A 20,000-nucleotide genomic window follows, 5' to 3' on the forward strand; every position below is an offset into this window, starting at 1 on the left:
ACGCCCTCAACCTGCATGCCGGCCCTACCTCTGGTTCGTCCCCGGCGGACACGGTGAACCGTTCCGCCCTGCTCGCCCCCGTTCACAGCAATGATCGTGCCATTGCGACGAGAGTCTCTATTTTATCACGTTACCGGCTCACCGCCCCGGTTGGAATATTTCAAACCGAGCCGATTGCCCCTTGCGAGCAAAAAAGCGGGATCGTCCCCTGCTCTTCACCGCTCCCGAGGGCAACCCCGGATTGCCCGAACGGCTGGCAGCAATATTGACCTTATGGACAAAAAATAGGCAACCCCATTTGGAAGAGATTTAAGGAAGGAGGATCCACATCGCCGCGCAGCTCTCTTTCGAACGAGGCGGAAACCCAAACTCCCGATTGCCAGCCATCTTCCCTATCGTCACATTGTACATATTAGCCGTCGATGTCTGGCCGGCAGGAAGATTCCATCATGCGCACCCTTGTTATCCTCCTTGGCTTGTTGAGCTTGGGCTTGTTGAGCTTGCTCGTCGCGCCACGACCGGGCTTTGCCCAGGACAGACCGAAGGAGTTCCAAACCTTCCTGACCGACTTCCCGCCGGGAAAGGATGTGCACCCCTTTCGCGGCGAGTTGTCGCCAGCACTAAAGGAGCACGTCCACCCCAGATTGATCGAGTTCTGGCAAAGGGTTGGCTTCGGCTCTTTCGGCAATGGCTTCATCACCTTTTTCGATCCGCGCGACGCCGAAACGATGCTGGCGCGTTGGCTCCTGCTCCAACATCCCGACCCCACGCGGGTCCCCATTGCGCGCACCGCCTTCGGCGACCTGATCTATTTTCGGGATCTGCGGCAAAGGGCGGCGGAAAACGGACTGCCTGCCGACTGGAAGACCGGTAGCGACGTGATCTTTCTCAGCATCCACTATCGCGGCAGTTCGGCCATCACCTGGTCCGTGGACGACTTCTTCGCCAAGGATCTCAAGGGCTTCCTGCAGGAGAATCCGAAAGCCTTCCACCAGTTCTACTCGACGGTCGGCGGGCAGCCGCTCGCCCCTGGCGAATGCTTCTATTTCGTGCCGGCCCTTGCCCTCGGCGGCCAGGCGACCAAGAAATCCGTCGGCCGTGGCGACTGCCTCGTTCATCAGGAAATCCTGCTGCAATTGGCTCTTTCCTCCGGCCCCTCGCGCAAGTGACCCCATAGGGCGACGAAGAGCCGGGCGAAATATTGCGTTCCTTGTCGGGAGAGGACCTGCCCGCTCGTCCTTGGAGCATAACGCCATGCCTCCAACATAGCGGCCTCCCATCCAAACAAGGGCAATCAAGGGACATCTTCTCATGCGCAAGATCATCGGCGGCATATTCCAATCTCTCGACGGCGTGATGCAGGCCCCCGGCGGCCCACCGGAGGATCCGACCGGCGGCTTCGAGCTCGGCGGCTGGTCGGCGACCTTCTGGGACGGCACGATGGGCACCGCGATGGGTGGCCTGTTCAGCAATCCCTTCGACCTGCTGCTCGGCCGCAAGACCTATGAGATCTTCGCAGCCCACTGGCCCTTCGTCGGTCCGGAGGATCCCATCGGCCCAGCCTTCACCAAGGCAGCCAAATATGTGGTCACGCGCGGCAGCGAGCCTCTCGAATGGCAGAACAGCCATCGCCTCGCCGATATCGCCGCCGTCGCCAAGGTGAAGCAGGGCGAAGGTCCCGACATCCTCATCCAGGGCAGCACGACGCTCTACCCCCAATTGCTGGCCGCGGGCCTGATCGACCGGCTCTTCGTCATGACCTTCCCGTTGGTGCTCGGCAAGGGCAAGCGCCTGTTCGGTACCGGCACGCCGTCCGGCGCCCTGAAACTGACCAGCCATGACGTTTCGAGCACAGGGGTCGTCATCGCCACCTATGAACCGGCCGGCCCCGTGCCAACAGGCACCTTCGAGCTTGCCGAACCGAGCCCGGCGGAGATCAAGCGTCGCGAGCGCATGAAGCACGAGGGCTGAGATTGGACAGGCTTGCCGGTCCCATCTGCAAGACGGGACCGGAAATTGCGGCGTTCTCTCAAAGTATTAACCGGCATCGGGACGATCGCGGGCCTCTCTGCGATCGTCCTTTTCTGTCATTTGTCATAACAATACCAATGCCGGCCAGAATTCTGCCGCCGATGCATTTCGCCGCAACATTCGCATGACACTTCCGCCCGGCCGCCGTGCTAAGGTCGCATTTGGATGGGAAGCAGCCGCCCCCGCCATGCATCGCCATGGCAGCGAATGATTGGTACGGTGCTGCCCGCGGGAACAAGGCCGGATAACGGGCCAGGCACCGGCAAATGTGAGGAAGCGTGATATGAAACTTCATGTTGTGGAAGGCGGCGCCAAGGACGAGATCGAGCCGATCCAGTTCAACAATCTCGGCGCGCTGCACGCCAATCTCGACGAGCCCTCGCTGATCGAGATTGCGATTCGCCGCGGCGAAGGCCTTCTCAGCCCCGGTGGCGCCCTGGTCGTCGATACCGGCAGCCATACCGGTCGCTCCCCGAAGGACAAATATATTGTCCGCGAGCGCGAGACCGAAGACTCTGTCTGGTGGACCAACAACAACGCGATCTCCCGCGCCGCCTTCGACACGCTGCTTGCCGACATGCTCTGGCATGCGACGGAAAAGCAGCTCTTCGTGCAGGACCTGCATGCCGGCGCCGATGAGGACAACGGTATCAAGGTCAAGGTCTATACCGAGCTGGCCTGGCACAGCCTGTTCATCCGCAATCTTTTGATTCGCCCCTCCGCCGATGACCTCGTCGGGTTCTATCCGGACCTCACCATCATCGACATGCCGAGCTTCAAGGCCGACCCTGCCAAATACGGCCTACGCTCGGAGACGGTGATCGCCTGCGATTTCACCCGCGGCGTCGTCTTGATCGGCGGCACGGCCTATGCCGGCGAGATGAAGAAGTCGGTGTTCTCCTATCTCAACTACATCCTGCCCGCGCGCGGCGTCATGCCGATGCATTGCTCGGCCAATGTCGGCCCTAGCAGCGTCTCGGCCCTGTTTTTCGGGCTTTCTGGCACCGGCAAGACCACATTGTCCGCTTCCCCCGACCGTTCGCTCATCGGCGATGACGAACATGGCTGGGGCCCGAACGGCATCTTCAACTTCGAAGGCGGCTGCTACGCCAAGACCATCAATCTCGACAAGCAGGCCGAGCCGCAGATCTTTGCCGCTTCGCAGCGCTTCGGAGCAGTCCTGGAAAACGTCTCGATCAATTCGATCACGCGCAGGCTCGACTTCACCGACGGCCGCAAGACCGAGAACACCCGCGCCGCCTATCCGCTGCATTTCATCGAAAATGCTTCGAAAACCAGTGCAGCCGGCCATCCCGGTACGGTGGTGATGCTGACGGCGGACGCCTTCGGCGTGATGCCGCCGATCGCCCGCCTCACGCCGGAGCAGGCCATCTACCACTTCCTCTCGGGCTTCACCGCCAAGCTCGCCGGCACGGAACGTGGCGTGACCGAACCGCAGCCGACCTTCTCGACCTGTTTCGGCGCCCCCTTCATGCCGCGCCATCCGGTCGAATGTGCGCGCCTGCTGAAGGAGTTGATCGACAGGCACCAGGTCTCCTGCTGGCTGGTCAACACCGGCTGGACCGGCGGCGCCTATGGCACCGGACGCCGCATGCCGATCAAATGGACCCGCACCCTCCTCAATGCCGCCCTCGACGGCAGCCTCGACAGGGCCAAGTTCCGCACCGACCGCCATTTCGGCTTCCAGGTTCCGACCGCGGTGGAAGGCGTGCCGAGCCACGTGCTCGACCCCTTCAAGTCCTGGGCCGACAAGGCGGCCTATGAGAACCAGGCCCGCAGGCTGGTGGGCATGTTCACCGAGAACTTCAAGCAGTTCGAGGTGGCAGCCGACGAGACGACGATGAGCGCGGCGCTCGGCGGCTAAAGCATCGCGCCGAAAAATGGATCCCGATTTTCGGCAGGAAACGATACGGCAATAAAAGCCAAAGCGGCGGCTCCCCTGGGCCGCCGCTTTCTCTTTCTGCAGGACGGATCTATCGCGGCGGCGCCAGGAGCTTTTCCGCGCCCAGCGCGATGGCAAGGACGTCCTCGTCCGCATGGCGCCGACCAACGATCTGCAGGCCGACCGGCATGTCCCCGGCGCGATGGACCGGCAGGGAGAGAGCCGGGCATTGCGGCAGGAGATTGAAGGGACAGGTCATGTCCAGTCCCTTCAGGCGCCCATCCGGCAGACTCTCGGCAAAATCGTCATCGCTTAGCCCTGCCAGGGGCGCTGTGATGGCGCAGGTCGGGCACAACAGGGCATCATAACTCCCGAACAGCTTCGCCATGTCGCGCCACATTTGGGTGCGCAGCAACTCGATGCGCTTGTAATGCGTGGCATCCATGGCAAGTCCCGTCTCCATCATCGCCACCACGGATGGATCCATGCGCTCTCGCCCTGCCGCGAGCCGGTCTCCAAAATAGGCCGACATGAACACGCACCAGATGTCGAACCATTGATCGACGACGGCCCGGCTCCATCCCATCGGGATCTCGTCGACGACGGCCCCCGCCCCGCGAAGGTCTTCCACCGCGCTGCGAATGGCCGTCTCCACCGCCGGTTCGACGGCATAGAAGCCGAGGTCGAGCGAGAAAGCGAAACGCCGGCCGGCCAGACCTGCCTTGCGCGCCCGCATGCCGTCGAAGGATAATGGCAGGGAAAGGATATCCTCGTCACTTGGCCCAGCCGTCGCGGCCATGAAGGCGATGGCATCCTCCACACTGCGTGCGAGCGGCCCGAAATGCGAGATATTGTCGAAAACACTGGGCAGGATCGTCATCGGAATGCGCCCCAGGCTTGGTTTGAAGCCCACCACGCCGCAAAAGGCGGCGGGAATGCGCACGGAGCCGCCCATATCCGTTCCCTCCGCCATGGGCACCACGCCCATGGCCACGGCGACCGCCGATCCCCCGGAGGACCCGCCGCTCGTGCGCTCGGGATCCCAGGGATTGCGTGTCACCCCCCAACGCGGGCTCTGAGTAAAGCTGGAGAATGCGAATTCCGGCGTGGTGGTCTTGCCGATCAGAATGCCTCCTGCTGCCTCCAGGCGGCGGATGCACAGGGCGCTTTCAGCGGGAACCGGATCTCCGCTCGTCCAGGAACCCAAGGTGGTGAGATCGCCAGCCGTCGGCGTCATGTCCTTGGCAGCGAAAGGTACGCCATGCAGCGCTCCCAGAGACTGTCCGGCCCTGGCAACCTCATCCGCCTGGCTGGCCGAGGCCAGTGCGCGATCGCGTCGCAGAACTGTGAAGGCATTCAATTCGGGCTGACACGCCTCGGCCCGGTGCAGTGCTTCCGCCACCACATCTACGGCCCTGAATCGTTGCCGACGAATGCCGTCGGCAATCGCGTAAGCCGGCAGGTCGAGCGGATGAGTTCGGGATGTTCGCATGCCGGCCAGATTCATCGTCTTCTCCATTCCGGCTTGTTGGCGGCCCGACGCGGGCGCATAGGGTTGGCAGCCAAACCATCCACCTGTCCAAAAAGGTCCGAGGGAGCGCCATGCCGCCACCATTCCAGGCCTGGAACCGCCTCCTCGCCCATGCCGTCGAGGCCATAGGCTCGCCGGGCTTTCCCGCGGCACTGCAGACGGTCCTGCGCCTGATCGCCCCTTTCGAGATGATTAACGGCTTTCGCTATACGCCGGACGGCAGGGCGCATGATCTTCACAACCCGTCCGACTTGGTGGATCGTGGCATCATCGTCGATCAATATCTCGCCGGCGCCTATGTGCTCGACCCCTTCTACGATGCCGTCCGGGGGAGCGACGCCACATCCCTGATCGTCATGCAGGATCTGGCACCCGATCATTTCAGACAGTCCGAATACTACCGGATCCACTATGCCGCGACGACCATCAGGGACGAGATCGGCTTCGTGCTCGATCTCGGAGGCAGACATGTCGGGGTGCTCTCGATCAGCCGTCTTGGCACGAACCCGCTGTTCCGCCGCCGCCAGATCGAGCAATTCGGCGATATTGCCGGACTCATCTGCCGCCTTGCCGAGCGGCATTGGCAAACCACGCGTCCGCCCTCCCTCTCCAGCGAGGCGCTCCCATCGGCGGCTATCGCCCATCCTCAGTTGACGCCACGCGAGCGGGAAATCGTGGCACTGATCCTCAAGGGGCATTCGAGCCTCTCGGTCGGCGCTCTCCTCTCGCTCTCCCCGGAAACGGTCAAGGTCCATCGCCGCCACATCTACGCAAAGCTGAAGATATCGAGCCAGGGGCAGTTGTTCCGCCTGTTCCTGGCCGGGCAGTCCACTGCCGCCTGAACAAGAGCCTGCTCAGGCCGTCTCCTCCACGAAGTCCATTTCGGGCGGGGCCTGGCTGAACATGCGCGTCAGATAGGCGAGATACGCAGCCCCCAGCGCCAGCCAGATTAGGCCGAGCCATTTGGCGTGGGCATCGAGATTGAGGAGCAGATAGAGGTCGCAGGCCGCCGCGATGGCCGGAACGATCACACCCAGCAGCGCGCCCAGCGGCCTGACGCCTTCATGCCCGCGCAGATAGAGAGCGATCACCGAGAGATTGACCGCCGTGAAAGCCAAAAAGGCACCGAAATTGATGAAGGAGGTCGAGGTCGTGACATCCATCCAGATCGCGGCCAGCCCGACCAGACCGACGAAAAGCAGATTGACGAGGGGCGTCTGCCATTTCGGATGCAGGCGGGCGAACAGGCCGCTCGGCAGGACATTGTCGCGGCCCATGGCATAGAGAAGGCGGCCGACGCTGGCCTGAGCGGCGAGACCCGAGCTGAACTGCGCCAGGACGAGCGTCGCCAGGAAGATGACGACAAAGAAATCGCCGCCGATCTTCTGGGCGATTTCGTTGCCGGCGGCATCGACGGAGGCGAACTCGAAACCGGGATGGGCGAGCTGGACCACATAGGCCGCCGCCACGAAGATGGCGCCGCCGGCCAGGGCCACGATCAGGATGGCGCGCGGAATGGTGCGGCCAGCGTCCTTGGTCTCCTCCGTCAGCGTGGAAACGGCATCGAAACCGAGGAAGGAATAGGCCGCTATGGCGGCGCCTGCCACCGAGGCGGAAAAGGGCACATTGGCCTGGAAGAAAGGCGCCGCTGCCGCCAGGCCGCCCGTTCCGTTCGCCGCGGCGACGTAGCGGGCCGCCAACAGCATGAAGGCGACGACCACGACGAGCTGCACCAGCATCAGCACGAAATTGACCCGGCTTGCGAAGGCAATGCCGAGGATGTTGATCACGGTGGTGGTGAAGATGAAGGCAAGGATCCAGACCCAGCTCGGCACGGCGGGAAAGGCAGAGGACAGATAGGCCGCGCCGATCAGCCAGATCACCATCGGAAGGAAGAAGTAATCAAGCAGAACGGCCCAGCCGACCAGGAAACCGACGCCGGAACTCAACGATCGTCGAGCATAGGTATAAGCCGAACCCGCTACGGGATAGACCCGGGACATTACGCCATAGCTCAGGGCGGTAAGCAGGATGGCGCCAGAGGCCAGCAGATAGGACATCGCCGTGGTGCCCTGGCTCGCCGTCGCCAGCGGCCCGAAGGTGCCGAATACGATCATCGGCGTCATATAGGCCAAGCCGAATAATACCACCGACCACAGGCCCAACGCCCTGTCCAATTTCACGTCCTGCATCGCTTCTCTCCCCTGGCGACAAGTTCTCCGGTTTGCCGGCGGTCGTCCTATCGTTGTCATCAGGAAGCTTGTGCCGATGCCGGCGATCGAACAATAACCCCAAGGAGTTATGACGGAACCGGCCGGCCCATCCGTCATTTCCCACGCGAGCGCCGGAATTCCCCGGGGCTGCAGCCGGCCCATTTGTGGAAAGCGCGGTGGAAGGCGCTCGGCTCGGTATAACCGAGATCGGCAGCGACTTGTCCAACCGGCTTGGCCGTGCGGAGCAGCCAGTCCAGGGCCAGCTTGCGGCGAATCTCCTCCTTGATTTCGGAGAAACTCTCGCCGTCTCCAGCCAGATGGCGCCGCAATGTCGGTTCGGACAGGTCCAACCTCGCGGCCATCTCGGCGAAGGAAGGCCATTCGGTAGGAGGGAGCTCGCGCAGGAGACGTCGCGTGGCGGAGGCAGCGCCACGGTCATAGCGATAGCGCCCCAATATGTTGGCCGGAGCGCCGGTTATGAAGCCCTGCAGCGTCTTCTCGGTCTGGCGCACCTTCAAGGACAGCAGCGCACGGTCGAAGGTCAGCATGGTCTGTGGCCGATCGAAGTCGACCTTGGTGCCGAAGAAGTCGCGATGGTCTTCTCGGCCGCTCGGGAGGGGCCCGCGATAATGCAGCTCGCGGATCTCGAGCCGGCGCTTGACCAGCCAGCACACGACGCCGTGCAGCAGCAGGAAGTAGGTGCGATAGGCAAAGGCCGGCCGGGGAGGAGCGGTCTCGCGCAGGATCACGCTGGCGCTCGTCTCCTCGATCACCAGTTCGCCCTTGGGCTCTCCCAGCACCAGGTTGAGAAAGCGCAAGCTCCGCCTGACGGCATGCTCCAGCGTCTGGCTGGAGATCACGGCGTGGCAGAGCATGGCGAAACTGCCCGGCGCCATCGGACGGGCGCCGAAGCCGAAATATTCGCAGCTCATGATCTGCGCGATGCTGAGCCACAGCCGGCCATATTGCTCAGCCGACAGGCGAAAGCCCGGCAGATCGAGATCGCTCTCGCTGAATCCACCCGCCTCCAGCGCCGTCGCGAGGTCGAAGCCGCCGCGCCTCAGGGGCTCGAGCGTATCCTCGATAAAGCCGACGCCGATCATGGCGTGAATCTCTGCGCTCTCCAGGCCATCCGCGCCCCTTACGATATGGCAAAACCGATCACGCTTTTAAGCACGAAGGGTCATCGAATGCCACCGCCGACGCGCGTAATATCGGTGCCAACGACAACGGCCCTCAAAGGGCCGACACGGGGAGAGTTCCGCGCCATGCAAATCCAAGATCGCGTCTTCCTGGTGACTGGTGGAGCGTCCGGGCTCGGCCATGCGGTAGCAGCCGGGTTCGTGAGCCGCGGCGGGCGTGTCCTGCTCTGCGATCTCAATGCCGAAGCCGGCGAGAAAGCCGCGGCGGCGCTGGGTCCTGCGGCCCGCTTCCAGCGCACCGACGTCGCCAATGCCGGGGATGGGCAGGCCGCCGTCGAGGCCGCCCTCGACGCCTTCGGCCGGCTTGACGGCCTGGTCAACTGCGCCGGCGTCGCCCCCAGCGAGCGCATCGTCGGACGTGACGGCCCGCATGATCTCGACCGCTTCGCCCGCACCATCCAGATCAATCTCGTCGGCACCTTCAACATGACGCGCCTCGCCGCCCGGGCGATCTCCACGAATGCGCCCGGCGAAGACGGCGAGCGCGGCGTCATCGTCAACACCGCCTCGATCGCGGCCTATGACGGCCAGATCGGCCAGGCCGCCTATGCCGCTTCCAAGGGCGGCGTCGCCAGCCTCACTCTGCCGGCAGCCCGCGAGCTCGCTCGCTTCGGCATCCGCGTCGTCGCCGTGGCGCCCGGCGTGTTCGAGACCCCGATGATGCAGGCCATGCCGGAAGAGGTCAGGACCTCGCTGGGTGCGACCGTCCCCTTCCCGCCCCGCCTCGGCCATCCGCAAGAGTTCGCCGCCTTGGTCTGCCACATCGTCGAAAACCGCATGCTCAATGGTGAAATCATCCGGCTCGACGGCGCCCTACGCATGGCGCCGCGCTGATCGACCACACATGTCGCCGAAATCGGCGTAAAATCCTCCTTCGCAAAAAGGGACCTCAAGATGAATGACCCTGTCGTGATCGTCGGTTCCGCGCGGACCCCGCTCGGTGGTTTCCAGGGAGCCTTCTCCAGCCTGCCGGCGGCACGCCTCGGCGCAGCCGCCATCTCGGCCGCGGTGTCTCGGGCCGGGTTGCCCGCCGAAGCCATCGAGGAGACTGTGTTCGGCTGCGTGCTCAGCGCCGGCCAGGGCCAGGCCCCGGCTCGCCAGGCTGCCCTGGGCGCGGGCCTGCCGATTTCGACTCCCGCCACCACCGTCAACAAGATGTGCGGCTCGGGCATGCAGGCCGCCATGCTCGGGCATGACCTCATCGCCGCCGGCACGGCCGGCGTGGTGGTGGCCGGCGGCATGGAGAGCATGACCAACGCGCCCTACCTGCTCGACCGGGCGCGCAGCGGCTACCGCATGGGCCATGGCAGCGTGAAGGACCACATGTTCCTGGACGGGCTGGAGGACGCCTATGACAAGGGGCGACTGATGGGCACCTTCGCCGAGGATTGTGCTGAGGCCTATCAGTTCACCCGCGAGGCGCAGGACGAATTTGCCTTGCGCTCCCTGAGCCGAGCCCAGGCCGCCATCCGAGACGGACGTTTCGACAGCGAGATCGTGGCCGTTACCGTCGGTTCCGGCAAGACGGAGCAGGTCGTCGGCGTCGACGAGCAGCCGGGCAAGGCCCGCCCGGACAAGATTCCGACGCTGAAGCCGGCCTTCCGCGAGGGCGGCACGGTGACGGCAGCCAATTCGAGCTCGATCTCCGACGGCGCCGCTGCTTTGGTACTGATGCGCCGCTCCCAGGCGGAAAAGCGTGGTTTGACCCCGCTCGCCGCGATCGTCGGCCATGCCAGCCACGCCCAGGAACCGAACCGCTTCGCTACCGCTCCGATCGGCGCCATGCGCAAATTGTTCGAGCGCACCGGCTGGACGGCCGGCGAGGTCGACCTGTTCGAGATCAACGAGGCCTTCGCCGTGGTGACGATGGCGGCGATGCGTGACCTCGACCTGCCCGGCGACAAGGTCAATGTGCATGGTGGCGCCTGCGCCCTCGGCCATCCGATCGGCGCCTCCGGTGCCCGCGTGCTGGTAACGCTGCTGGCCGCCCTCGAAAGCCATGGACTGAGGCGCGGCGTCGCAAGTCTTTGCATCGGCGGCGGCGAAGCGACTGCCATGGCGGTGGAACGGTTGGCGTAAGTGGGGGGTGGGTCTTCAGACCCGCCTTCATCGAACCACTGGCGGGTCTGAAGACCCGTCTCCCGACGGCAACAGCGAGGAAACTTTCATGCCAGACTTTCGGCAGGCTCGTGACTTTCTGCTCAAGCATCGTAGCGATTACGAGACGGCTCGCGCCGACTTTCGCTGGCCGGATGACTCCCATTTCAACTGGGCGCTCGATTGGTTCGACGCCGAGCTCGCCACCGCTGCCGAAAGCCGGGACCGCACGGCCCTGTGGATCGTCGACACAGCCGCCGGAACCGATACTCGTTTCAGCTTTTCCGAACTCAGCCGGCGCTCCAACCAGGTGGCGAATTTCCTGCGCGCTCAGGGCCTGAGACGCGGCGACCACCTGCTGGTGCTGCTCGGCAATGTGCCGGCTATCTGGGAAACGACGCTGGCGGCGATCAAGCTCGGGCTGATCCTCATTCCGGCCACGACGCTGCTCACCCCGGACGAGCTCGCCGACCGTTTCGACCGCGGCAGGGCCCGCGCCATCATCGCCGAGCGCGACCAGCTCGCCAAATGCGAAGATGTGGCGCCACCGGAAGTCAAGCGCATCGCCGTCGGCCCCGGCGGAGGAGCCGGCTGGATCACCTATGTCGAAGCTTTCAACCAGCCCACCACCTTCACACCGGATAGCCCGACCCATCCGCACGATCCGCTGCTGCTCTATTTCACCTCCGGCACCACGGCCAAGCCCAAGCTGGTGCGCCATTCCCAGAGCAGCTATCCCGTCGGCGCGCTCTCGACCATGTACTGGCTCGGCCTGCAGCCGGGAGACGTCCATCTCAACGTGTCCTCGCCCGGTTGGGCCAAGCATGCCTGGAGTTCGTTCTTCGCGCCCTGGAATGCCGGCGCCACGGTGCTGGTGATCAACCAGCCGCAATTCAGCGCCAAAGTCCTGCTGCGCGAACTCGAACGCTGCGAGGTCACCACGCTCTGTGCCCCGCCGACCGTCTGGCGCCTGCTGATCCAGGAGGATCTTGCCGCCACCAAGGTTTCGCTGCGCGAAGTGTGCGGGGCCGGCGAGCCGCTCAATCCGGAAGTGATCGAACGGGTCCGCAACGCCTGGGGGCTGACCATCCGCGACGGCTACGGCCAGACCGAAACCACGGCCCAGATCGCCAATTCGCCGGGACAGACGATCAAGGTCGGTGCAATGGGCCGCCCCCTCCCCGGCTACGACATCCGCGTCCTCGACGCCGATGGCAAGCCTGCCACGGAAGGCGAGGTCTGCCTGCCGCTCGGCGACACACGTTCGGCCGGTCTGATGCAGGGCTATCAGGGGATCGACGGCAAGCTCGGAGGTTTGGAGGACGAGGTCTATCACACCGGCGACGTCGTCTTCATCGACGAGGACGGCTACCTCACTTTCGTCGGCCGCGCCGACGACGTCTTCAAGTCCTCCGACTACCGCATCAGTCCCTTCGAGCTCGAAAGCGTGCTGATCGAACACGAGACGGTGGCCGAGGCCGCCATCGTGCCGGTGCCCGATCCCATCCGCCTGTCGATCCCCAAGGCCTATGTGCTGCTGGTCGGCGCGGCCAAGCCGTCGCGCGAGACGGCGCTGTCGATCTTCCGCTACACCAGCGAGCGGCTCGCCCCCTTCAAGCGCATCCGCCGCATCGAATTCGTCACTGAATTGCCCAAGACGATCTCCGGCAAGATCCGCCGCGTCCAGCTGCGTCGGCTGGAGGTGGAGGGCGATACGCAAAGCGCATTCCGGGGCGTTGAATTCGCCGAGACCGATTTCCCGGAGATGGCATCGGAGAGGAAGCGCGCATAGGGTTGCGGCAGCGGCGTTCCGGGTGCGCGGACGTCTCGTCCGCTTCTTGCTCTCGGCAGACACTGTGTTTCCAAGAGCGGACGAGACGTCCGCGCACCTGGAAAATGAAATTCACAACACGATGAAGGACCAAGCCATGCGACAGATCGGACATTTCATTGCCGGCAAGCGCGTCGAGGGCACCAGCGGCCGCTATGCCGACGTGTTCAATCCCACCACCGGCGAAGTGCAGGCCAAGGTGGCGCTCGCCAGCAAGGCCGAGTTGCGGGCCGCGGTCGAAAATGCCCGCGAGGCACAGGTGGTCTGGGCGGGCTGGAATCCGCAGCGGCGCGCCCGTGTGATGATGCGCTTCCTCGAATTGATGCGGGACGAGCATGACAGTCTGGCCGAACTCCTGGCGAGCGAGCATGGCAAGACCGTGCCGGATGCCAAGGGTGACATCCAGCGCGGCCTCGAAGTGGTGGAGTTCGCCATCGGCATCCCGCATCTGCTCAAGGGTGAATATACCGAGAGCGCCGGTACCGGCATCGACGTCTATTCCCTGCGTCAGCCGCTGGGTGTCGTCGCCGGCATCACGCCTTTCAACTTCCCCGCCATGATCCCCTTGTGGAAATGCGCCCCGGCGCTGGCCTGCGGCAATGCCTTCATCCTCAAGCCCTCCGAACGTGATCCCTCCGTGCCGATCCGCATCGCCGAACTGTTCCTTGAAGCAGGCCTGCCGGCGGGCGTGTTCAATGTGGTCAACGGCGACAAGGAAGCGGTCGACGCCATTCTCGACGACGAAGACATCCGGGCCGTGGGTTTCGTCGGCTCGACCCCGATCGCCGAATATATCTATGTCCGCGCCGCCCAGACCGGCAAGAGAGCCCAGTGCTTCGGCGGCGCCAAGAACCACGCCATCATCATGCCGGATGCCGACATGGACCAGGTGGTCGATGCCCTGATCGGCGCCGGCTACGGTTCAGCGGGCGAACGCTGCATGGCGATCTCGGTCGCCGTTCCCGTCACCAAGCCGACGGCGGATGCCTTGATGGAAAAGCTGATCCCGCGGGTGGAATCGCTGAAGATCGGTCCCTCCAGTGACGGCTCCGCCGATTACGGCCCTCTCGTCACCCGCGAGGCGGTGGAGCGCGTCAAGCACTATGTCGAGATCGGCATCAACGAGGGCGCGAAACTCGCCGTCGACGGCCGCAATTTCCGCCTCCAGGGCTATGAGAACGGCTTCTTCATGGGTGGCTGCCTGTTCGACGAGGTCAAGCCGGAGATGACCATCTACAAGGAGGAAATCTTCGGCCCGGTGCTCTCCGTGGTGCGTGCGCACGATTACGAGGAAGCGCTGGCTCTGCCGACCAAACATTCCTACGGCAACGGCGTGGCGATCTTCACGCGCGACGGCGATGCTGCCCGAGACTTCGCCGCCAGGGTCAATGTCGGCATGGTCGGCATCAACGTGCCGATCCCGGTGCCGATCGCCTATCACACCTTCGGCGGCTGGAAGCGCTCGGGCTTCGGCGACCTCAACCAGCATGGGCCGGATTCGATCCGCTTCTATACCAAGACCAAGACGGTGACCTCGCGCTGGCCGAGCGGCATCAAGAGCGGCGCGGATTTCTCGATCCCGACGATGCGGTGAGGCAATCTTTACCCTCCCCTGGAGGGGGAGGGTCGACGCGCGGCGTCGGGGTGGGGTGTCTGCACGACCGATCCAGTCTAGCGCCGCCCAATCTGGCAGAACGCTGCGCCGGTCACCCCACCCCGGCCCTTTGGGCCGACCCTCCCCCTCCAGGGAGGGTAGGAAACGAGGCAACCACCATGGATTTCGAACTCAGCGACGAACAGGTGGCCATCCGGGAGATGGCGGCTGGCTTCGCGGCGGAGGCGATCGCCCCGCACGCCCTCGAATGGGATCAGAACAAGTATTTTCCCATCGACACGCTCAGGGCGGCCGCCGGGCTCGGCATGGCCGCGATCTATGTGCGCGAGGATGTCGGCGGCTCCGGCCTCACCCGGTTCGATGCGGCGTTGATCTTCGAAGCCCTGTCCTCGGGCTGCCCGGCCGTCGCCGCCTTCCTGTCGATCCACAATATGTGCGCCTGGATCGTCGATAGCTATGGTTCGCCCGAACAGCGCCAGCAATGGCTGCCGGCGATGACCAGGATGGAGACGATTGCCAGCTATTGCTTGACCGAGCCCGGCTATGGCTCGGATGCCGGCAACCTGGCTACCCGGGCGACGCACGAGGGTGATCATTACGTCCTCAACGGCCAGAAGCAGTTCATCTCGGGTGCCGGTGCCAGCGATCTCTACATCGTGATGGCCCGCACCGGCGGCGATGGCCCCAAGGGCATCTCCACCTTCATCGTGCCGAAGGACACGCCTGGTCTTTCCTTCGGCGCCAGCGAGAAGAAGATGGGCTGGCATGCCCAGCCGACCCGCGCCGTGATGTTCGAGAATGTCCGGGTTCCCGCCGCCAACCGCATTGCCGAAGAGGGCCAGGGCTTTCGTATCGCCATGGCGGCGCTCGACGGCGGCCGCCTCAACATTGCCGCCTGCTCGCTCGGCGGCGCCCAGGCGGCTCTCGACAAGGCGATCGCCTATATGGGCGAGCGCAAAGCCTTCGGAAGGAAGATCTCGGATTTCCAGGCCCTGCAGTTCCGCCTTGCCGACATGGCGACGGAACTGGAAGTGGCGCGCACCTTCCTGTGGCGGGCCGCCTGCGCGCTCGATGCCAAGAGCCCCGAGGCGACGCGCTTTTGCGCCATGGCCAAGCGCTTCGTCACCGATGCCGGTTTCGAGGTTGCCAATCAGGCGCTGCAGCTTCACGGTGGCTATGGCTATCTGAGCGAATATGGCGTCGAGAAGATCGTCAGAGATCTCAGGGTGCACCAGATTCTGGAAGGAACCAACGAAATCATGCGCGTGATCATTGCCCGTGCCCTGCTGGGGAACCGCTAATGGCAGCAGAAGAGACGCTTCCGGACGTGATCGTCGAACGCACAGGCTCGCTTGGCCGCATTCGGCTCAATCGCCCCAAGGCGATGAACAGCCTCACGCGCAACATGGTACATCTGATCGCGCCGGCCCTCGACGCGTTCGAGAAAGATGCCGCCATCGCCGCCATACTGCTGACGGGCGAAGGCGAGCGCGGCCTGTGCGCCGGGGGCGACATCCGGGCCCTTTACGAAGGCGATCGCACGCCCGATGGTACGGGCGCGAAATTCTGGCGTGACGAATATCGCGTCAATGCCCGCATCGCCCGCTTTCCCAAGCCCTATCTGGCCGTGATGGACGGCATCACCATGGGCGGCGGCATCGGCCTGTCGGCTCACGGCGCCCACCGCATCGTCACCGAGCGCAGCCGCATCGCCATGCCCGAAGTCGGCATCGGCTTCGTGCCGGATGTCGGCGGCACCTGGCTGCTCGCCCATGCGCCGGGCGAGATCGGTACCTATCTCGCCCTCACCGGCGAGACGATCGGGCCTGCCGATGCTGTTTATGCCGGCCTGGCCGACCTCCAGATCCCTCAGGGCAGCATTCCCGCGTTGATCGACGAGCTGGCTCAGTTGATGCCTGGAACCGACAATGAGGCAATCCGCGCCGTGCTTGCAAAGCATGCCGTGCAGCCTGAACTCGCTCGCCTTTCCGAGCATCGCACGCTGATCGATCGCTGCTTTGCCGGCTCCTCCGTCGAGGCCATCCTGCAAGCTCTCGAAGCGGATAATACGCCCTTCTCCCTGAAGACGCGCGACCTCATCGCCTCCAAATCGCCGACCAGCCTCAAGCTCACCTTCCGCCTGATCCGTCTGGCCCGCGAGGCCGATGGCCTTGAAGAGGCTCTGGAACGCGAATTTGCTGCAGCGGTTGCGGTGGCCCAGGGCCACGATTTCTACGAGGGTGTGCGAGCGGCCATTATCGACAAGGATCGCAATCCGCGCTGGTCGCCGGCAAGCCTTGCAGAGGTCGATGACCACGATATCGAAGCCTGGACCCAGCCGGTGGCGGATCGGGTGTTTCCTTAAGCGCATGGCGGTGCGTAAGACACCGATCCTGATCGTATTCTCGCAAAGGAGTTTCCAATGGCCGGCAGCAAGATAGGTTTCATTGGTCTCGGCAATATGGGCGGACCGATGGCCGCCAATCTGGTCAAGGCCGGGCACGCGGTGCGCGGCTTCGATCTGTCCCAGGTCTCGCTCGACAGTGCGCGTGCTGATGGCGTCACCATCGCCGCCTCCGCCGCCGAAGCGGTCAAGGATGCCGACGCCGTGGTCACCATGCTGCCGGCCGGCGCCCATGTGCTGAAGGTATGGTCGGATCTGGCCAGCCTCGTGCCTGCGGGCGCGCTGCTGATCGACAGCTCCACCATCGACGTTGACAGCGCCCGCAAGGCCCATGAGATCGCGGCCGGACGTAACCTAGCCGCCGTGGATGCTCCTGTCTCGGGCGGCGTCGGCGGCGCCAAGGCCGGCACGCTGACCTTCATGGTGGGCGGCCCGGACGAGGCCTTCGCCCGGGCCGAGCCGCTGCTCACCATAATGGGCAAGCGCGTGGTGCATTGCGGCGGCGCCGGCGCCGGCCAGGCGGCCAAGATCTGCAACAACATGATCCTCGGCATTTCGATGATCGGGGTCTGCGAGGCCTTCGCGCTCGGCGAAAAGCTCGGCCTGTCGCAGCAGGCGCTCTACGATGTCGCCTCGACCTCTTCCGGCCAGTGCTGGTCTCTCACCACCTATTGCCCCGTGCCGGGGCCGGTGCCGACCTCGCCCGCCAACAACGACTACAAGCCGGGCTTCGCGGCGGCCCTGATGCTCAAGGATCTCAAGCTCGCCCAGGCGGCCGCCAATTCGGTCGGCGCCAACACGCCGCTTGGCGCCGAAGCCGCCCAGCTCTATTCCCTGTTCGACGGCCTCGGCCACGGTACGGAAGATTTTTCCGCCATCATCCGGCTGCTTCGGGGCAGGAGCTGAGTTTCATCAACATAACAGCCGGCTCAATATTTCAAATGAAGGGCGCATTTCCCTCTCCTCGAGAACGGAATTGCCCAAAGGTTTGAGGACCAGACATGACCTATGAGACCATCATCACCGAAAAGCGCGGACGCGTATTGCTGATCACGCTCAACCGGCCCGAGGCCCTCAACGCCCTCAACCGCAAGCTGGCCGGCGAACTCCTGGCGGCGACCCAGGCGGCGGACGTCGATCCCGGCATCGGCTGCCTGGTGATCACCGGTTCCGCCAAGGCCTTCGCCGCCGGCGCCGACATCAAGGAGATGCAGGCTCAGAGCTTCGTCGACATGCACAGCAGCGACTGGTTCTCGGAATGGAACCATTTCGCCGCTTCTCGCAAGCCGAAGATCGCAGCTGTAGCCGGCTATGCTTTGGGTGGAGGCTGCGAACTCGCGCTCATGTGCGACTTCATCCTGGCCGCCGACACCGCCAAATTCGGCCAGCCTGAGATCAAGCTCGGCGTGATCCCCGGCATGGGCGGCAGCCAGAGGCTGGTGCGCTCGATCGGCAAGTCCAAGGCGATGGAATTGTGCCTCACCGGCCGGCTGATGGACGCCGCCGAGGCCGAGCGCTGCGGCCTGGCCTCGCGTATCATTCCGGCCGCCGATCTCGTCGAGGACGCGGTGAAGACGGCGGAAACCATCGCCAGCATGTCGCTGACGGCAAGCATGGTGATGAAGGAAGCGATCAACCAGGCCTATGAGCTGCCGCTCGCCAGCGGTCTCACCTTCGAGCGCCGCGTTTTCCAAGCCCTGTTCTCGACGCAGGACCAGAAGGAAGGTATGGCTGCCTTCGTGGAGAAGCGCCCGGCGCAGTTCAACCGGGGATAGTTTCGGGGCTCTCACCGCGAAAACGTTGCAATAGCGGACTGGTCCCTGACCAGCCCGAAATTGCTCGCCGCGGGCATCCCATCTTCACGCCTATTCTCATAAGGACGATGGTGAAACCAAGCCCTTGTGGGAGCGCAAAGGATCAGTGCCCTAGTCAGGCAAGTTTCCATTCCGAAAGGACTACAACTTAGACGTTGCAAATCTCCTTCGGCTAGGTGAGGCTGCTGAACATCTAGGTATAAATGCGAGATGATGAGCATGGCACTGGTATAGTGACCTCCCTTACCTGTTGCTGCCTTTAATACAGAAGGACAAGGAATGAAGAAATTTTGCGTGCAACTCGCTCCCGTTGCCCTGGCAATTCCCGTCCTTCTAACGGCTCCGCTCTCCACCCATGCAGGATCCTGGGCGGATGCGAAGGCCGATCCGTCATTCTCGAAGTCGCAACAGATCTGCCGATCGGCGAAGACGGTGGACATTTCCGAACCAGCCCAACCTGACGACAAGGCCCCTTGCGACTCCGAGGCGCTCTACTACGGCATCGGGATGAAGGCAGACCTCGACGCGGCTCGGCGCTGTGCCGCACAGGAGGCAAAGGGACCCGACGGAAACGAAACGCCCTTCGGCGGCAACAGCCTTCTCATGATGATGTATGCCAATGGAGTCGGGGCACCGCGCGACCTCAATCGGGCAATCGCCCTTGCCTGCCAACTCAACGGTGCCGATTACGAAATGGATCTTCGCATCCAGCATCTCGCCAAGCTGCGCACCGAAGGATGGGCGGGCACGGATTTCAGCGTATGCGACGACGCCACGAGCGGCTTCCTCGGCGGCGCCTGCGAGGTCCATGCCTCCCGCATCGAGAACGCTCAACGCGATCAGGCCATCACGACCCTCTCCAGGGATTGGAACGATCAGCAGAAGGCAGCCTTGGCCCGGCTTCAGACTGCATCGGCGGCCTATGCGGACGCCGTCGGGAAGAATGAGGTGGATCTCAGCGGCACACTTCGCGCGGCCATGCAGACCGACGCGACGGACGCGGCCAAAAAGGCCTTCCACGACGATCTTCGGCAGGTCGTCAACGGCAGGGTTCAGAAATTCAGCGCACCGCAACTGGCCAAGGCCGATGCCACCCTGAACACGACCTATCAGAAGGTCATGCGCCTGAAGAACTTCTCCTACGGCACCGTCCAGAAAAGCGGCATTCATGAGACCCAGCGTGCCTGGCTCACCTATCGCGACGCTTTCGCGGACTTTGTTGCCGAGGCTTTTCCAGGTCGCTCTGCCGATGACATCAAGGGCGTGCTGACCAATGAACGTATTGCCGCGCTACGCGAATTCCTGTCGTGACACTCGCTGAGGAGGGGGGGCGGCAGCAGGGGTTGCTTGGAACCAGCA

General features: G+C 63.9%; 16 protein-coding genes. 13 read left to right on the plus strand and 3 right to left on the minus strand.

Annotated elements, in window-relative coordinates:
* The first annotated feature begins 449 nt into the window (after positions 1–449).
* The 3 genes from ACN6KF_RS13180 to ACN6KF_RS13190 all read left to right on the plus strand — a co-directional run bounded on the left by ACN6KF_RS13180 (position 450) and on the right by ACN6KF_RS13190 (position 3,916).
* Entirely contained in the window at positions 450–1,169 is a 720-nt protein-coding gene (locus ACN6KF_RS13180) for a GAD-like domain-containing protein (RefSeq protein WP_434957260.1), read from the plus strand.
* A gap of 142 nt (positions 1,170–1,311) precedes the next feature.
* Positions 1,312–1,971, plus strand: coding sequence for a dihydrofolate reductase family protein (locus ACN6KF_RS13185; RefSeq protein WP_434957261.1), 660 nt, complete (start codon positions 1,312–1,314; stop codon positions 1,969–1,971).
* Between the two features lie 343 nt (positions 1,972–2,314).
* Positions 2,315–3,916: a phosphoenolpyruvate carboxykinase gene (locus ACN6KF_RS13190; RefSeq protein ID WP_434957262.1), complete on the plus strand. Its 1,602-nt coding sequence runs from the start codon at positions 2,315–2,317 to the stop codon at positions 3,914–3,916.
* A 109-nt stretch (positions 3,917–4,025) separates the two neighbouring features.
* Here ACN6KF_RS13190 and ACN6KF_RS13195 read toward each other — a convergent pair whose 3' ends face one another.
* Positions 4,026–5,441, minus strand: coding sequence for an amidase (locus tag ACN6KF_RS13195; protein WP_434957263.1), 1,416 nt, complete (start codon positions 5,439–5,441; stop codon positions 4,026–4,028).
* A gap of 95 nt (positions 5,442–5,536) precedes the next feature.
* Here ACN6KF_RS13195 and ACN6KF_RS13200 point away from each other — a divergent pair, with 95 nt between their 5' ends.
* Positions 5,537–6,307, plus strand: coding sequence for a helix-turn-helix transcriptional regulator (locus tag ACN6KF_RS13200; protein WP_434957264.1), 771 nt, complete (start codon positions 5,537–5,539; stop codon positions 6,305–6,307).
* A 12-nt stretch (positions 6,308–6,319) separates the two neighbouring features.
* On the opposite strand, the gene ACN6KF_RS13205 is transcribed toward ACN6KF_RS13200, so the two are convergent.
* Both ACN6KF_RS13205 and ACN6KF_RS13210 read right to left on the minus strand, forming a co-directional pair.
* On the minus strand, positions 6,320–7,657 hold the full coding sequence (locus ACN6KF_RS13205) for an APC family permease (RefSeq protein ID WP_434957265.1): 1,338 nt from the start codon (positions 7,655–7,657) through the stop codon (positions 6,320–6,322).
* 134 nt (positions 7,658–7,791) lie between these two features.
* A complete protein-coding gene (locus tag ACN6KF_RS13210) occupies positions 7,792–8,781 on the minus strand; it encodes an AraC family transcriptional regulator (protein WP_434957266.1) in 990 nt (329 codons plus the stop codon).
* A gap of 165 nt (positions 8,782–8,946) precedes the next feature.
* Between ACN6KF_RS13210 and ACN6KF_RS13215 the strand changes: the two genes are divergently transcribed.
* The 9 genes from ACN6KF_RS13215 to ACN6KF_RS13255 all read left to right on the plus strand — a co-directional run bounded on the left by ACN6KF_RS13215 (position 8,947) and on the right by ACN6KF_RS13255 (position 19,952).
* Positions 8,947–9,714 (plus strand): SDR family NAD(P)-dependent oxidoreductase, encoded by a 768-nt coding sequence (locus tag ACN6KF_RS13215; protein WP_434957267.1) that lies wholly within the window; start codon positions 8,947–8,949, stop codon positions 9,712–9,714.
* Positions 9,715–9,774: 60 nt separating this feature from the next.
* Positions 9,775–10,959 carry an acetyl-CoA C-acyltransferase gene (locus ACN6KF_RS13220; RefSeq protein ID WP_434957268.1) on the plus strand — a complete coding sequence of 395 codons (1,185 nt, stop codon included), beginning with the start codon at positions 9,775–9,777 and terminating at the stop codon, positions 10,957–10,959.
* Between the two features lie 88 nt (positions 10,960–11,047).
* Positions 11,048–12,769, plus strand: a complete 1,722-nt coding sequence (locus ACN6KF_RS13225; protein WP_434957269.1) for an AMP-binding protein — start codon at positions 11,048–11,050, stop codon at positions 12,767–12,769.
* Between the two features lie 136 nt (positions 12,770–12,905).
* Complete coding sequence (locus tag ACN6KF_RS13230) at positions 12,906–14,402, plus strand: CoA-acylating methylmalonate-semialdehyde dehydrogenase (RefSeq protein ID WP_434957270.1); 1,497 nt, start codon at positions 12,906–12,908, stop codon at positions 14,400–14,402.
* 179 nt (positions 14,403–14,581) lie between these two features.
* Complete coding sequence (locus ACN6KF_RS13235) at positions 14,582–15,724, plus strand: isobutyryl-CoA dehydrogenase (protein WP_434957271.1); 1,143 nt, start codon at positions 14,582–14,584, stop codon at positions 15,722–15,724.
* The gene (locus tag ACN6KF_RS13240) at positions 15,724–16,788 is read left to right on the plus strand and encodes an enoyl-CoA hydratase/isomerase family protein (protein ID WP_434957272.1); all 1,065 of its coding nucleotides are present in this window, start codon (positions 15,724–15,726) and stop codon (positions 16,786–16,788) included. The genes ACN6KF_RS13235 and ACN6KF_RS13240 overlap by 1 nt, the downstream gene beginning before the upstream one ends.
* 57 nt (positions 16,789–16,845) lie before the next feature.
* Positions 16,846–17,733: a 3-hydroxyisobutyrate dehydrogenase gene (mmsB, locus tag ACN6KF_RS13245; RefSeq protein WP_434957273.1), complete on the plus strand. Its 888-nt coding sequence runs from the start codon at positions 16,846–16,848 to the stop codon at positions 17,731–17,733.
* Between the two features lie 95 nt (positions 17,734–17,828).
* Complete coding sequence (locus ACN6KF_RS13250; RefSeq protein WP_434957274.1) at positions 17,829–18,602, plus strand: enoyl-CoA hydratase; 774 nt, start codon at positions 17,829–17,831, stop codon at positions 18,600–18,602.
* 318 nt (positions 18,603–18,920) lie between these two features.
* Positions 18,921–19,952, plus strand: a complete 1,032-nt coding sequence (locus tag ACN6KF_RS13255) for a lysozyme inhibitor LprI family protein (RefSeq protein ID WP_434957275.1) — start codon at positions 18,921–18,923, stop codon at positions 19,950–19,952.
* Positions 19,953–20,000 lie beyond the last annotated feature (48 nt).

Origin of the sequence: Labrys methylaminiphilus subsp. lupini (assembly GCF_051161885.1) — a bacterium.
Classification (GTDB): Bacteria; Pseudomonadota; Alphaproteobacteria; order Rhizobiales; family Labraceae; genus Labrys.